The sequence below is a fragment of the Paraburkholderia terrae genome (assembly GCF_002902925.1).
Lineage (GTDB): Bacteria > Pseudomonadota > Gammaproteobacteria > Burkholderiales > Burkholderiaceae > Paraburkholderia > Paraburkholderia terrae.
In genome coordinates, this window is the sequence record NZ_CP026113.1 from 973459 (window position 1) to 986909 (window position 13451).

At 63.0% G+C, this 13451-nt stretch carries 13 protein-coding genes; 8 read left to right on the forward strand and 5 right to left on the reverse strand.

The window, feature by feature from the left end:
• Positions 1-16 precede the first annotated feature (16 nt).
• The 3 genes from C2L65_RS34195 (at position 17) to C2L65_RS34205 (ending at position 2946) form a co-directional block, all read left to right on the forward strand.
• Positions 17-1075 (forward strand): ATP-grasp domain-containing protein, encoded by a 1059-nt coding sequence (locus tag C2L65_RS34195; RefSeq protein WP_052426940.1) that lies wholly within the window; start codon positions 17-19, stop codon positions 1073-1075.
• The gene (locus C2L65_RS34200; protein ID WP_042311814.1) at positions 1072-2178 is read left to right on the forward strand and encodes a hydantoinase/oxoprolinase family protein; all 1107 of its coding nucleotides are present in this window, start codon (positions 1072-1074) and stop codon (positions 2176-2178) included. The genes C2L65_RS34195 and C2L65_RS34200 overlap by 4 nt, the downstream gene beginning before the upstream one ends.
• Positions 2179-2355: 177 nt before the next feature.
• Complete coding sequence (locus C2L65_RS34205; protein WP_007576919.1) at positions 2356-2946, forward strand: amino acid kinase family protein; 591 nt, start codon at positions 2356-2358, stop codon at positions 2944-2946.
• Positions 2947-2965: 19 nt separating this feature from the next.
• Here the strand turns inward: C2L65_RS34205 and C2L65_RS34210 are convergent, their stop codons facing one another.
• The 3 genes from C2L65_RS34210 to pqqA form a co-directional block, all read right to left on the reverse strand.
• The gene (locus C2L65_RS34210; RefSeq protein ID WP_042311815.1) at positions 2966-3673 is read right to left on the reverse strand and encodes a (5-formylfuran-3-yl)methyl phosphate synthase; all 708 of its coding nucleotides are present in this window, start codon (positions 3671-3673) and stop codon (positions 2966-2968) included.
• Between the two features lie 11 nt (positions 3674-3684).
• The gene (locus C2L65_RS34215) at positions 3685-4287 is read right to left on the reverse strand and encodes a DUF447 domain-containing protein (protein WP_042311847.1); all 603 of its coding nucleotides are present in this window, start codon (positions 4285-4287) and stop codon (positions 3685-3687) included.
• 892 nt (positions 4288-5179) lie between these two features.
• Positions 5180-5254, reverse strand: coding sequence for a pyrroloquinoline quinone precursor peptide PqqA (gene pqqA, locus C2L65_RS47130; protein WP_007576927.1), 75 nt, complete (start codon positions 5252-5254; stop codon positions 5180-5182).
• A gap of 407 nt (positions 5255-5661) precedes the next feature.
• Between pqqA and C2L65_RS34225 the strand changes: the two genes are divergently transcribed.
• Genes C2L65_RS34225 through C2L65_RS34245 form a run of 5 tightly spaced genes read left to right on the forward strand, consistent with a single transcriptional unit; the run spans position 5662 to position 10643 of the window.
• Entirely contained in the window at positions 5662-7155 is a 1494-nt protein-coding gene (locus C2L65_RS34225) for a form I ribulose bisphosphate carboxylase large subunit (protein ID WP_042317274.1), read from the forward strand.
• Positions 7156-7199: 44 nt separating this feature from the next.
• The gene (locus tag C2L65_RS34230; RefSeq protein ID WP_042317272.1) at positions 7200-7601 is read left to right on the forward strand and encodes a ribulose bisphosphate carboxylase small subunit; all 402 of its coding nucleotides are present in this window, start codon (positions 7200-7202) and stop codon (positions 7599-7601) included.
• Between the two features lie 50 nt (positions 7602-7651).
• The gene (cbbX, locus tag C2L65_RS34235; protein WP_042317270.1) at positions 7652-8623 is read left to right on the forward strand and encodes a CbbX protein; all 972 of its coding nucleotides are present in this window, start codon (positions 7652-7654) and stop codon (positions 8621-8623) included.
• 9 nt (positions 8624-8632) lie between these two features.
• Positions 8633-9742, forward strand: coding sequence for a class 1 fructose-bisphosphatase (locus C2L65_RS34240; protein ID WP_042317268.1), 1110 nt, complete (start codon positions 8633-8635; stop codon positions 9740-9742).
• A 28-nt stretch (positions 9743-9770) separates the two neighbouring features.
• Positions 9771-10643 carry a phosphoribulokinase gene (locus C2L65_RS34245; RefSeq protein ID WP_042317266.1) on the forward strand — a complete coding sequence of 291 codons (873 nt, stop codon included), beginning with the start codon at positions 9771-9773 and terminating at the stop codon, positions 10641-10643.
• A gap of 829 nt (positions 10644-11472) precedes the next feature.
• Here C2L65_RS34245 and C2L65_RS34250 read toward each other — a convergent pair.
• The gene (locus C2L65_RS34250) at positions 11473-12861 is read right to left on the reverse strand and encodes a DUF6513 domain-containing protein (protein WP_042306273.1); all 1389 of its coding nucleotides are present in this window, start codon (positions 12859-12861) and stop codon (positions 11473-11475) included.
• Positions 12840-13439 (reverse strand): flavoprotein, encoded by a 600-nt coding sequence (locus C2L65_RS34255; RefSeq protein ID WP_042306272.1) that lies wholly within the window; start codon positions 13437-13439, stop codon positions 12840-12842. The genes C2L65_RS34250 and C2L65_RS34255 overlap by 22 nt, the downstream gene beginning before the upstream one ends.
• Between the last annotated feature and the right edge of the window lie 12 nt (positions 13440-13451).

Consider the following 13451-nt stretch of genomic DNA (forward strand, 5'->3'; position numbering starts at 1 on the left):
GCGGAGACGTTCCTTGATGAAGCTCTGGGTTTATGAGTATCTCACTGGCGGCGGCATCGACGCGCAACTCGCGGGCAGCAGCAGTCTCGCGGATCTGAGCGCGCTGGTCGTCGAAGGGCGCGTGATGCGCGATGCGATTGTCGGCGATCTGCGGCAGCTCGACGGTGTGCAGGTCAGCTTTGCGAGTTCGCGCTTCGAGCATGTCGATGAACGCGTTGCGCATTGCCGCGCGAAGCCGGGCGAATCGATGCTGGAGTTCGTCTCGCGTGCCGCGCGCGAGCACGACTACGCGTGGATCGTCGCGCCCGAATGCGATGGCCTGATGCTCGATCTCGCCGACGCCGTCGGTCCCGCGCGCTGGATCGGCTGCACGAAGGAGGCGATCGCGCTTGCGTCGAGCAAGCGCGCGACGGCGGCGCGGCTCGCGTCGTGCGGTATTGCGGTGACGCCTGCGCTCCAACCGGCGCAGGTCGATCCGCGCACGCAGCAACGCTGGGTCGTCAAGCCCGACGACGGCGCGGGCGGGCTCGACACGCTCGTGTTCGACGACGCCGACGCGGCACGCGCCGAATACGCGGCGCGGCGCGCGGCGGACCGTGAAACGGTGCTGCAGGCGTGGGTGGACGGCGACGCGCTGAGTTTGTCGCTGATCTGCGATCAAGCGGGCGCGACGCTCGTCAGCATCAACCGGCAGCGGATCGACGTGGCTGAGCCCGTGGCGGGCCATGCGGGGCAGGTGGTCGGCTTCGACGGCGTGGATATCGACCGCATCGATCGCGACAGCGCACAAGGCCGCACGCTCGACGCGCTCGCGCGGCAGGTCGCGGCGTCGCTGCCCGGCTTGCGCGGGTTTGCCGGTATCGATGTCGTGTGGCATCCGACGCGCGGCCCGGTCGTGATCGAGGTGAACCCGCGTGCGACCGTCGCCTATGCTGGATTGTCTGCGCGGCTCGGGCGCAATCTCGCTGCCGACGTGCTCGCGGCGCACGGTCTGCAGGTTGCGCCGCGCGCGCGTGATTCGGCGTCCGGCGGCGCGACGGGCGCGAAGCTGTCCGCATTCGGAGCGCGATCATGAGCGCGTCCGCGTCCGCGTCTTCGATTGCCGGGCCTGTCGTGTTCGGCTGGGACGTCGGCGGCGCGCATGTGAAGGTGTCGCGCGTCGACGCGGACGGTATCGTCACCGATATCGCGCAATGGGCGTGTCCGCTGTGGCAAGGGCTCGACCATCTGCATCGCGCGATCGGTTCGGCGGCTGAGCGCTGGCCCGATCTCACCCACGCGAGCGCACGCCACGCGGTCACGATGACGGGCGAAATGGTCGATCTGTTCGCCGACCGCGAGCATGGCGTGCGCGCGCTCGTCGATGCGCTGGCTACGCGGCTCGGCGCCGATACGGCGTTTTTCGCAGGTGCTTCCGGCTGGCTGGATGCCGCGCAAAGCGTCGCGCAATGGCGGGCCGTCGCGTCGGCGAACTGGCTCGCGACGGCGCAGCATGTCGCGACCCGTATGCGCGATTGCGTGCTGATCGACATCGGGAGCACGACGACGGACATCGTGCCCGTTGCCGACGCGCGTGTCGCGGCACGCGGCGTCAGCGACGCAACGCGCCTCGTGACAGGCGAACTCGCTTATCACGGCGTGGTGCGCACGCCGTTGTGCGGCATCGCGCATCGGATTGCGTTTCGCGGCGAGACGGCGGGCGTGATGAACGAATGGTTCGCGACGAGCGCCGACATTTACCGGCTGACGGGCGAGCTATGGCCGCCGCACGACCAGCATGCGAGCGCCGACAACGGACCGAAGACGATCGCGGCAAGCTGCGCGCGGCTCGCGCGAACGATCGGCCGCGATGCGGGCGACGCCACGGAAGACGAATGGCGCGAGTTCGCGCGCACATGGCGCGACGCGCAATTGCGCGCGATCGGCGCGAGCTTCGAGCAGGTGTGCGCGGCGCATCCGACGCTGGCGCGTGCGCCCGTCGTGGGCGCGGGTTGCGGGCGCTTTCTGGCGGCGGCGCTGGCGAAGGCCCACGCGCGCGATTACGTGGATTTCGGCACGTTTACGCAGATAGCGGGCAACGCGCCAGCGGATGCCGCCGAATGGATCGCGACGTGCGCGCCGAGCGTGGCCGTCGCATGGCTGATGACGGCGAGGAGGCGGGAACAGCGCGCCGCGTGAAGCGGCCGGCAACGGGCCTGCGACGCGCCGGGCGCTGCACTATCGATGCGCGAGCGGCATGGGCAGCGCAGACTCGCGGTAGCGCGGCGTGCGCAGGGCGGACGCGGACCGGGCGGACCGTCGGGCCGGCCCGTCGGGCATGCCGTCGTGAGGTCGAACGAGAGCGAGGTAACGGACATGTGGGTGGTGAAGATCGGGGGCAGCCTGAGTCACGACCCGTCGCTGCGGGACTGGCTCACGCAGTTGTGGGAGGTTGGCGGCGGGCGCGTGGTGATCGTGCCGGGCGGTGGGGATTTTGCGGACAGCGTGCGCGTGTATCAGCAGGAATGGCAATTCGACGATCTCGCCGCCCACAACATGTGCCTGCTCGCGATGACGCAGTACGCGCTGATGATGCAGGCCGTGCTGCCAGACCTGGTGCTTGCGACCAACGAGGAATTGATCCGGCGCGCGCTGCGCAAGGGCAAGGTTGCCGTGTGGATGCCCGTGAGCCTGATGCGCGTCACGCCCAACTCGATGACCAACTGGGACACGACCTCCGACAGCCTTGCCGCGTGGCTGTCGACGTCGCTGAACGCCGAGCGCCTGATGGTGGTGAAGTCGTGCCCGGTCGGCGCGAACGTACCGCTCGGGACGCTCGCGTCGAATGGCGTGATTGACGCGAGCTTCGTCCACTACGTGAAAGAGGCGAATTACGAAGTCGAGCTGTTCAGCAAGACGGATGTCGCGCTGGTGCGCGAGCGGCTATTGAATGCATCGGCCGTGTGAGCGCGCGATGGTGCGACGTTTACGCGGTGGCCGTCGACGCGACGGGAGCAGCGTGATGCAGCGCGTCGGCCCATTGCGCGACGCGTCGCGGATCGAGGCGCGAGGTGCGGCCGTTCTCGCATAACGCGGTGCGAAAGCCCGCGACATCGGGTGCGAGCGCGCGAATCTGGTCGAGTTGCGTCCAGCCGAGCGAACCGGCGATGCAGGCCATTGCGCCCGACGCGCGAATCGTGGCGATGTAGCGCGCGAGCGTTGCGCGGTCGATGCAATCGAGCAGCGTGCGGCCTGACTTGCCTGCCGTATCGAACACGACGCCTGCGAAGCCGAGCGAGACGGCATGCGCGACGAGTTCTGCATCGACACCGTCGTCGCACAACAGCACGGGCAACACATTGGCGCGCAAGCCAGCGATGCGCGTCAGGCACTCGCGCGCATGCGGTCCCGGCACGACGCCGACTTTGACGAAATCCACGCCTGTCTCGCCGACTTCATCGACGCGTGCTGCGATGGCGTCGAGCGCATCGGGCGGCAGGTCGCCGATCGTCGCGCTGATGGGTTTCACCGGGTAGCGCGAGCGCAGCGTGCGCGCGATGCGCCAGATGTTGTCGATCGACACGCCGCCGAGCGCGCCTTCCAAGGGTTCTTTCAGATCGATGAGGTCGGCGCCGGCGCCGGCTGCGTCGAACGCTTCATCCGCCGAGCGGACGCTTGCGAGCAATGCGGTCATCTAACTCTCCGTCAGGACGAGTGCGGGGCGGTTTTTTTGTCGGCTGCGTCGCCGGTTGTGCGGAAGCGTTCTACTGCTGCTGTGATCCACTGCCATGCAGTGAGTTCGTCCGGGCCGGCGGTTTTGTCGATGGCGATTTGAAGGTAGGCCATTTCGCGGTCGATCTTGTCGGCGGGCAGCATGAAAAGCCGGCTCACGAGGATTGCGCCTTCTATTACCGCCGCCTGGGCGCGGTTGAAGCCTGTGAATGGGGCGTGGGTTTCGGTATGCACGCAGCGCATATGGAGGACTGGACGCTGAGGGTCGTCTTCTGTGATGTGGTCGAGGGTTAGCTCGGTGTGGGCTAGTGATTCTTTCAGCCTGAGGCTGGGGACTTGGGTCGCAGGGCTTGTCGGCCAGTCGCGTTGGGTGCCGGTTACGCAGCCGGCGAAGATGCGGACATCGGTCGTGAAGTTGATTACCGCTGCGCGGGTGGCTAACACGTTGTCCAGGGTTTTCGATGGCCTGAAAGGGGCCAGGATCGTCAGGCCGTTTTCGTCGTGACGGATGCCCATCGGGGCGGTGTGGGCGACACCGTCGCTCGTGCATGTTGTGATGATGGTTTCGTGGATCATCATTTTGGGTTTTTTGCCTTTGGCGGCAGGCAGTTTTGTGGTTTGTTTGTTCTTGCAGTGGTAGTCGTGTTCCGGTCTGGTTCTCGTGGCTTTTCGCTGGCATCCGCGATTTGTTAGCGTGCTTCAAGCGTCGCCCCTGTGCGGGGCGGCACCTACTTTTCTTTGCCGCCGCAAAGAAAAGTAGGCAAAAGAAAGCGGCTAACACCGCCAATTCTAGTTCCTGCCTGAGGGCCCCCAACCGGTCCCACACTTCACACGGCAATCACGTGACCCATGTTTGTTGCCAACGCTCCGAATTAACGCCTCACCCGCTTCACGCACCCGCGTCGCAGCAGGCCGTGCCAGACATTCCTCCGCCGCCCAGGTGGCAAACTGTGTGTAGGCTTTCGCGCCATAGGCGCATCACTCCGGACGGGGAAGCAAGACTGGTGTTTCCGGTAAGAGCACTAACCTGTACGGTACGACAACCTACACACAGTTTGCCACCTGGGCGGCACAAACCATTCGCTGCCGCCAGCTCTTGTGCGGGTATCTGAAGTGGGTGAGGCTTCTGTTCGAAGCGTTGGCAACGAAGGCGAACAGAAATGTTGCCGTGTGAAGCGTAGGACCGGTTGGGGGCCCTCAGGCAAGAAGAAATGTTGGCGGTGTTAGCCGCTTTCTTTTGCCTACTTTTCTTTGCGGCGGCAAAGAAAAGTAGGTGCCGCCCCGCACAGGGGCGACGCGTGAAGGGGTAAGTCATAGCGCGGATGCCAGCGAAAAAACAGACACACCGACCAGCGACACCTACGCCGCAAAACCAAAAAACCAAACCCGCTTGCGGCATCGCACAAAAAACAAACGGGGCCGGCCCGGCAAAAACCTCACCGAAACCAGCCCCGCACGGGCTCATCCATCACCTAGTGGCGATATACATCGTAATTTCAAACCCGAAACGCATGTCGGTATATCCAGGGGTAGTCCACTGCATGTTCGTCCTCCTTTAGCGATTGAAGAAAACAAAACGGCGGTCCCATTGCGAAAAAAGCACTCACGTGCATGCACGCAAAAGCCCAATCGCCTCGGCCCATGTTGCTGATGCAACTGTCGTACCAGTCACAGCCCTACGGGGAAGGGCGCGCCGTTTACGCGCCTTACTGTAGCGGAACCGCAGCAAAGTGTTCCACGAGCCGATAACCCATTGTGGACGCATTTTGTGCTCCATGCACGCGTGTTAACGGATCACTTAAGCCTGCTGAAAAAAATCGTGAATTCACTTCATCCGGCCCGAAGCCTACATTGACCTCCAAGGCCGGCGACTTTCGATGCACGCCAGCTCCCACCCCCCAGGCGTGCGCAGCATCAGAGGCGCGCCGCGATCCATATCGAGGCAGCGCGATGAACGATTTCAGCAAGGAAGCCGTGAAGCCCGCAGGCAGCGAAAGCACCCAACAACGCTCGCGCTATTCGGCGGGTGTCCTCAAATATCGCGAGATGGGCTACTGGCAGCCCGACTACACGCCAAAAGACACCGACATCATCGCGCTGTTCCGCATCACGCCGCAGCCGGGCGTCGAGCCGGAAGAAGCCGCCGCCGCCGTGGCGGGTGAATCGTCGACGGCCACCTGGACCGTCGTCTGGACCGACCGCCTGACCGCGTGCGACATGTACCGCGCAAAAGCGTTTCGCGTCGACCCCGTGCCCAACGCCAGCGAGAGCGAGCCGCAGTACTTCGCGTTCATCGCCTATGACCTCGATCTGTTCGAGGAAGGATCGGTCGCGAACCTGACTGCCTCGATCATCGGCAATGTGTTCGGCTTCAAGCCCCTGAAAGCGCTGCGGCTCGAAGACATGCGCATTCCTGTCGCGTATCTGAAGACCTTTCAGGGCCCGCCGACAGGCATCGTCGTCGAACGCGAACGGCTCGACAAATACGGCCGTCCGCTGCTCGGCGCGACCGTCAAGCCGAAGCTCGGGCTGTCGGGTAAGAACTACGGACGCGTCGTGTACGAAGGCCTCAAGGGTGGCCTCGACTTTCTGAAGGATGACGAAAACATCAACTCGCAGCCCTTCATGCACTGGCGCGACCGCTATCTGTTCGCGATGGAAGCGGTGGCCCGCGCGCAAGCCGAGACGGGCGAACTGAAGGGCCACTACCTGAACGTGACGGCGGGCACGATGGAGGACATGTACGAGCGCGCCGAATTCGCAAAGGAACTCGGCTCGTGCATCGTCATGATCGACCTGGTGATCGGCTGGACGGCCATTACGTCGATGGGACGCTGGGCGCGCAAGAACGACATGATCCTGCATCTGCATCGCGCCGGGCATGGCACGTACACGCGGCAGCGCAATCACGGCATTTCGTTTCGCGTGATCGCGAAGTGGCTGCGCATGGCGGGCGTCGATCATGCGCATGCGGGCACGGCCGTTGGCAAGCTCGATGGCGATCCGCTCTCGGTGCAGGGTTACTACAACGTGCTGCGCGAATCGCACAACCCCGTCGATCTCACGCGCGGTCTCTATTTCGATCAGCCGTGGGCGGGCTTGCGCAAGGTGATGCCCGTCGCGTCGGGTGGCATTCACGCGGGCCAGATGCATCAGTTGCTCGATCTGTTCGGCGACGACGCGATCCTGCAGTTCGGTGGCGGCACGATCGGCCATCCGTCCGGCATTCAGGCGGGCGCGACGGCGAACCGCGTCGCGCTCGAAACGATGGTCAAGGCGCGCAACGAAGGCCGTGACATCGCCAACGAAGGCCCCGATCTGCTCGATGCGGCCGCGCGTCATTGCACGCCGCTCAAGCAGGCGCTCGATACATGGGGCGACATCACGTTCAACTACACGCCGACCGATACACCCGATTTCGCCGTCACGCCGAGCGTGGCCTGATTAATCGAGCGCGGTACCCGCCGAATCCGAATGAGGAGCCAGCCATGCGTATCACCCAGGGAACGTTTTCTTTCCTGCCCGACCTGACCGACGACGAAATCCGCATGCAGATCCAGTACGCGCTGAGCCAGGGCTGGTCGTGCTCGGTCGAATTCACCGACGATCCGCATCCGCGCAACACGTACTGGGAAATGTGGGGCCTGCCGATGTTCGATCTGCGCGATGCAGCGGGCGTGATGATGGAAGTGACGCGGTGCCGCGAAGCGTATCCGCAGCACTACATCAAGGTGAATGCGTTCGATTCGGTGCGCGGCTTCGAGACGATGCGGCTGTCGTTCATCGTGAACCGGCCGGATGTCGAACCGACCTTCGTGCTGGGACGTCAGGAAGACCGCTCGCGTGTGCAGCGCTATTCGCTCACGACGGTGCGCGCCGCGCCACGCTAGCGGCGGCACGACGGTAGAGCGAACCAGAACACGAACAGGGAGACATCGTCATGAACGCCGTCGTAACGGAGCCACTGGCGCAAAACGAAACGCAAGCGCCGCGCGTCGATCTGCTCGCGCTCTTTCGCGAGTCGGGGATCGCCGATGTGCTCGACGAACTCGACCGTGATCTGGTCGGCCTCGCGCCCGTGAAGACGCGCATCCGCGAAATCGCCGCGCAACTGCTGGTGGGCCGCGCGCGTGAGGCGCTCGGCATCGAAAGCGGCGCGCCGACGCTGCACATGTGCTTCAGCGGCAATCCCGGCACGGGCAAGACGACCGTCGCGCTGCGCATGGCGGACGTGCTGTTCCGGCTCGGCTATATCCGCCGCAATCATCTGGTTTCTGTGACGCGCGACGATCTCGTCGGCCAATACATCGGCCACACCGCGCCGAAAACGCGCGAAGTCCTCAAGCGCGCGATGGGCGGCGTGCTGTTCATCGACGAAGCGTATTACCTGTATCGCCCGGAAAACGAGCGCGATTACGGACAGGAGTCGATCGAAATCCTGCTCCAGACGATGGAGAACCAGCGCGACGATCTCGTCGTGATTCTGGCCGGCTACGCCGCGCGGATGGACACCTTCTTTCGCAGCAACCCGGGCTTTCGCTCGCGGATTGCGCATCATCTGTCGTTTCCCGACTATGCACCCGACGAACTGCTGCTGATCGCCGAGCGCATGCTCGATACGATGCATTACCGGTTCGACGCCGACGCGCGCCGCGCTTTCGAGGACTACCTCGCGCGGCGCGTGCGTCAGCCGAACTTCGCGAACGCGCGCTCGGTGCGCAACGCGCTCGACCGCGCGCGCCTGCGCCAGGCCAATCGCCTGTTCGCACATGCGCTGGGCGGCGGCGCGAGCGCCGACCCCGCCGCGCTGACGCTGCTGAGCGCCGCCGATATCCGCGCGAGCAGCGTGTTCTCCGAATCAGGCGGCGGCGGGACGGAACCCGGCGCCGCGCCAGAATTCCCCACTTCGTAGGAGAGCATCATGCGTCACGCAAATATTACGCTCACGAGGTTCCTGGCCGGCGACGCTGACCACCTGATGTCGACGCGGCCGCCCACCGCCTTGCAGGTCGTGCTGCATGACGTTGCGGCGTCGGTGAAGACCATCGGCGCGGCGCTCGCGCGCGGCACGCTGGGCGACAGCGCGCAGGCGGATTCGGTGGCGGGCGGCGCGGTGCTCGCGTATTCCACGCGACGCCGCAAGCTGGCCGAGGCGGCAGTGCGCAACGGGCGTGCCGATCATGTGGACAATGCGGCGACGCCCGAGTACCAGCTTGCATTCGATCCGCTGAACTGCCCGTGGAATGCGGACATCAACGGCACGGCGGGTTCGATCTTTTCGGTGATGCGCGTGCAGTCGCAAGGCGGCGATGTGAATGGCAGTGACGCGCGAGCCGAAGCATACGGCGAACTCGACTGCGAATCGTATGGCGAAGCCTACGGCGCGCCGTTCCTTCAACCTGGCCGCGAACAGGCAGCGGCGGGCTACACGATCTACGGCCCGGCGACGATGCTCGTCATCACGCTCGGCGAGGGCACGCACGGCTTCACGCTCGATGGCCAGACGGATGAGTTCATGCTCACGCATCCATCGATCCGCATTCCGGAAGAGACGGGCGAGATTGCCGTCGACGCATCCAACGAGCGCTTCTGGGAGCCGCCCGTGCGCCGCTACGTACACGAGTGCCGCGAAGGCCGCGCGGGCTGCCGCGAGCGCGATTTCAGCCTGCGCTGGAGCGACGCGCTGGTGCCCGAAGTGCATCGCATCCTGATGCGTGGCGGGCTGTTCCTGATGCCGCGCGACTACCGCACGCGCTCGGCGATGCGCGGCCGGCTGTCCGCCGTCTACGACGCGAGCCCGCTTGGTTTTCTGGTCGAGCAGGCGGGCGGCATGGCGACGACGGGCCGCGAGCGGGTGCTCGACGGCGCGCCGCGCACGTTCCATGAGCGCATGCCGCTGATACTTGGCTCGTCGAACGAAGTGACGCGGATTGGCCGGTATCACCGCGAGCACGATCTTGGCATCGACATGCCTTTCACGTCGCCGCTTTTTCGTGAGCGCTCGTTGTTCCTTCCGGAAACCTCGGTCTGACTCTTGACCTGTAACAAGGAGACTGCGCATGTCAGTCAGACATCCGATCGTTGCCGTAACGGGGTCGAGCGGCGCGGGCACGACCACCGTCATGAGGAGCTTCACGCACATTTTTCGCAGGGAGAAGATCAATGCGCAGATTGTCGAAGGCGATGCGTTCCATCGGTACGACCGGCTCGGCATGCGCGAGGCGCTGCGGCAGAGCGAGCGGGACGGCGTGCGCAACTTCAGCCACTTCGGGCCCGATGCGAATCTGCTCGAAGAGTTGGAGCAGCTGTTCGCGAGCTACGGGAACTCGGGCGGGGGGAAGTTCCGGCGTTACGTGCATGATGAGGCGGACGCCGTGGTGTACAAGCAGGACCCGGGGACGTTTACGCCATGGGAGGATATTTCGCCGGGCACGGACATGATGTTTTACGAAGGGCTTCATGGTGCGGCCGTGACCAGCAAGGTCGACATCGCACAGCATGCGGATCTGCTCGTCGGTGTTGTGCCGATCATAAATCTGGAGTGGATCCAAAAGCTGCATCGTGACCAGACGCTGCGCGGTTATTCGCATGAGGCTGTGGTTGATACGATTTTGCGGCGGATGCCAGATTATGTGAATTACATCTGTCCGCAATTTTCGCGTACGCATGTCAATTTTCAACGTGTTCCCACTGTTGATACTTCTAATCCTTTTACTGCTCGGGAGATTCCTCAGCCTGATGAGAGTTTTGTGGTGATTCGGTTTTCTAAGCCGAAGGGCATTGATTTTCCTTATCTGCTCACTATGTTGCATGACTCTTTTATGTCTCGGCCTAATGTTATTGTTGTGCCTGGCGGCAAGATGGGGCTTGCCATGCAGTTGATTTTTACGCCGATGATTTTGCAGTTGAGGGATAGGAAGGCACGTGCGTGACCGGGCTTTGGGTTTGGTTTTTTTGGGTTTTCGCTGGCATCCGCGTTTTGTTAGCGCGCTTCACGCGTCGCCCCTGTGCGGGGCGGCACCTACTTTTCTTTGCCGCCGCAAAGAAAAGTAGGCAAAAGAAAGCGGCTAACACCGCCAACATTTCTTCCTGCCTGAGGGACCCCAACCGGTCCCTTACTTCACACGGCAATCACGTGACCCATGTTCGTTGCCAACGCACTTGCGATACGCCTCACCCGCTTCATATGTCCGCGTTACAGCACGCCTTGCCAAGTAGTCCACCGCCGCCCAGGTGGCAAACTGTGTGTAGGCCGTAGCGCTACACACGCCACACTTCGGACCGATAGCGCATGCGTCCCACCCTGTAAGAGCGCTACCCTGTACGACGCGACAACCTACACACAGTTTGCCACCTGGGCGGCACAAACCATTCGCTGCCGCTAGCACGTGTGCGGGTGTTTGAAGTGGGTGAGGCGTTCATTCGAAGCGTTGGCAACGAGCATCGACCAGGGCACTGTCATATGAAGCGTGGGGACGTTGGGGGCCCGTGGATAAGAACACGGGCTGGCGGTGTTAGCCGCTTTCTTTTGCCTACTTTTCTTTGCGGCGGCAAAGAAAAGTAGGTGCCGCCCCGCACAGGGGCGACGCGTGAAGCACGAAGGCATAGCGCGGATGCCATCGCAGAGGCAAGCACACAACAGCAACGCCCGCGCCGCGAAGGCGCCAAGCGAATGCCCGCACAGGGGCGACGCTTGAAGCACGAAGGCATAGCGCGGATGCCAGCGCAAAGTCTGAAAAACCAAAACCACAACCAAAACCGTTATTTCGAACGTTTCCCCTTCGTCGTGCCAGGGGCACACCAGACCTCCAGGTCTTCAGCGCTACGCTCAACCTGACACCCCCAATCCAGAACCTGATCCTGATCAAATCGTTTGCCCAAATGCCAGGCAATCTCAGCCCGTGCAGTCTGCACGCCCATATAGAAAGCATGCCCGCCATCATTCTCGAGCTTCAGATACGGATACAACGCAAAGGGATCAACTTCAACCACATGCACATCACGGTTATAAACATGAATCCCATCCGTAGTGACCTGAACACGAAAATTCGGATCTCGCACCTGTGCAGCAAACGCAGCGATCTCATCAGCGTCATAGGGAAAAGGCCGCTTGGCATGCAACGCAGACAGGTCAGAATTAATCCCTTTAGGCAGCACCTGCGCCTCAAAAGCCGCATGCATGACACGCCGAGCGACATCAGCCTCACGCACAGCACGCCGCGCATGCAGGCTAACGGAAGTGGTCAACACGGCAGAGACACGCAACTCAGCAGCAATACCAAGCAGCACTGCATTAATGCCACTAGTATCAGCTTCAGTCAGCTCAGTAAGATTCCCAACACCAAGCATGATGGCAACATCGGGATACAGCTCCCGCAACGCGACATACCGCGCAATCGAAGCAGCAAAGCCGAATGGAATCGGATCAAGAATAGGATCAGCCAGAAACGGCCTACCACGCGCAACGAGCGCATCAATCGCCTGATGCAAAGAAGCCATATCATGCGGCTCGCGCGCAACGACAACCGGCGTCGACGGTACTTCATCAGCGACCCACAACGTGTCCACGTTGAGACTCATCAGATAATCGGCTCCCGCGCGCCCGCCACGCAGAAGTTCATCCGTCACCATCGAATCAACGCTCACACGATAACCGCCTGCCTTCAGCATCCGCACAGCGTCTTCGAGATGCGGAAACGGCGTATCAGGCAGACAGCCGACGTCAATCACATCCGCACCTTGCTCCGCATAATGCTTAGCCCGCGCCGCGATCCCCTCGAGATCGAGTCTCGGCGCATCGACGATCTCCGCAAAAATCTCCGTCGAGTAACGCGACAGATCGAACTTCCGCGCGGCCTGCCCGAAATGCAGTGGCAAGTCCTTCGCCTCCTCAGGACCGCGTTCAACAGGCAAGCCGAAATGCTCGCTCAACGCAGCAAGATCACCCCGACAGCGCCCCGGCACAATCATCCGATCCGCGCGCAGCGGCAACGTCACCCGCCGCCGGATCATATCGGCCGTCATCAGCGCGGCAACCTGTAAGCCGATCTCGCGCACTTCCCACGTGAACGGCGCGTTCGCCATGCCCTCCAGCACCTGCACGACGCTTTTCTCGGCGAGCCTGCCAGTCAGGAAGACGATGTGTTCCATGCGAGCCCGAGGTTCGATAGCCGTTCGCTCAATGCCGCGCGCAATTCGTCGAGCGAGCGCGCGACGGTCGTGTATTCGATACGCGCAAGCCGCTCGACATTCTCCAGCTCGATCGCGCGCGGTCGCACTTCGACCCATTCATGCGGGCTCTGCGTGATGACGCTCGGCTCGGTGTCGCACGCGAAAACGATGCCGGGCACGCATTGCTTGCCCGCCTGTGCATAAAGGTTGGTCGGCAGAGTATCTGAAATGCCGAACGCGCATTTGGCGACCGTGTTGCTGGTCGCAGGCGCAATCACGACAGTGTGATAAAGGCCCTCGTACAGCATGCCGACGGGTACGCTGCTCGCGCTGTTGTCGCGCAACACGCGAAAATGCTCGCGCAGCTTCGGCACGGGCCAGCCATAAAGCGGCAATACTTCTTCGCCAGCGGCGGACAGAAACAGATCGGCGCCCGGCAGCGCGAGCGCGATGTCGATCGATTCTTCCAGCATGTGTCCTGAGCCCGTGATGCACCACGCGAAGCGCGCGTCGGGGCGAAAAACGCCAGGGCGGCGGGCGGGCGTCGGTGCGCTCATGCGTAGGTCATC

Excerpts from the sequence above, each read along its gene's own strand:
- C2L65_RS34195 (WP_052426940.1), top strand. The coding sequence starts at position 17 with ATGAAGCTCTGGGTTTATGAGTATCTCACTGGCGGCGGCATCGACGCG.
- C2L65_RS34200 (WP_042311814.1), top strand. The coding sequence starts at position 1,072 with ATGAGCGCGTCCGCGTCCGCGTCTTCGATTGCCGGGCCTGTCGTGTTC.
- C2L65_RS34205 (WP_007576919.1), top strand. The coding sequence starts at position 2,356 with ATGTGGGTGGTGAAGATCGGGGGCAGCCTGAGTCACGACCCGTCGCTG.
- C2L65_RS34210 (WP_042311815.1), bottom strand. The coding sequence starts at position 3,673 with ATGACCGCATTGCTCGCAAGCGTCCGCTCGGCGGATGAAGCGTTCGAC.
- C2L65_RS34215 (WP_042311847.1), bottom strand. The coding sequence starts at position 4,287 with ATGATCCACGAAACCATCATCACAACATGCACGAGCGACGGTGTCGCC.
- C2L65_RS34225 (WP_042317274.1), top strand. The coding sequence starts at position 5,662 with ATGAACGATTTCAGCAAGGAAGCCGTGAAGCCCGCAGGCAGCGAAAGC.
- C2L65_RS34230 (WP_042317272.1), top strand. The coding sequence starts at position 7,200 with ATGCGTATCACCCAGGGAACGTTTTCTTTCCTGCCCGACCTGACCGAC.
- cbbX (WP_042317270.1), top strand. The coding sequence starts at position 7,652 with ATGAACGCCGTCGTAACGGAGCCACTGGCGCAAAACGAAACGCAAGCG.
- C2L65_RS34240 (WP_042317268.1), top strand. The coding sequence starts at position 8,633 with ATGCGTCACGCAAATATTACGCTCACGAGGTTCCTGGCCGGCGACGCT.
- C2L65_RS34245 (WP_042317266.1), top strand. The coding sequence starts at position 9,771 with ATGTCAGTCAGACATCCGATCGTTGCCGTAACGGGGTCGAGCGGCGCG.
- C2L65_RS34250 (WP_042306273.1), bottom strand. The coding sequence starts at position 12,861 with ATGGAACACATCGTCTTCCTGACTGGCAGGCTCGCCGAGAAAAGCGTC.
- C2L65_RS34255 (WP_042306272.1), bottom strand. The coding sequence starts at position 13,439 with ATGAGCGCACCGACGCCCGCCCGCCGCCCTGGCGTTTTTCGCCCCGAC.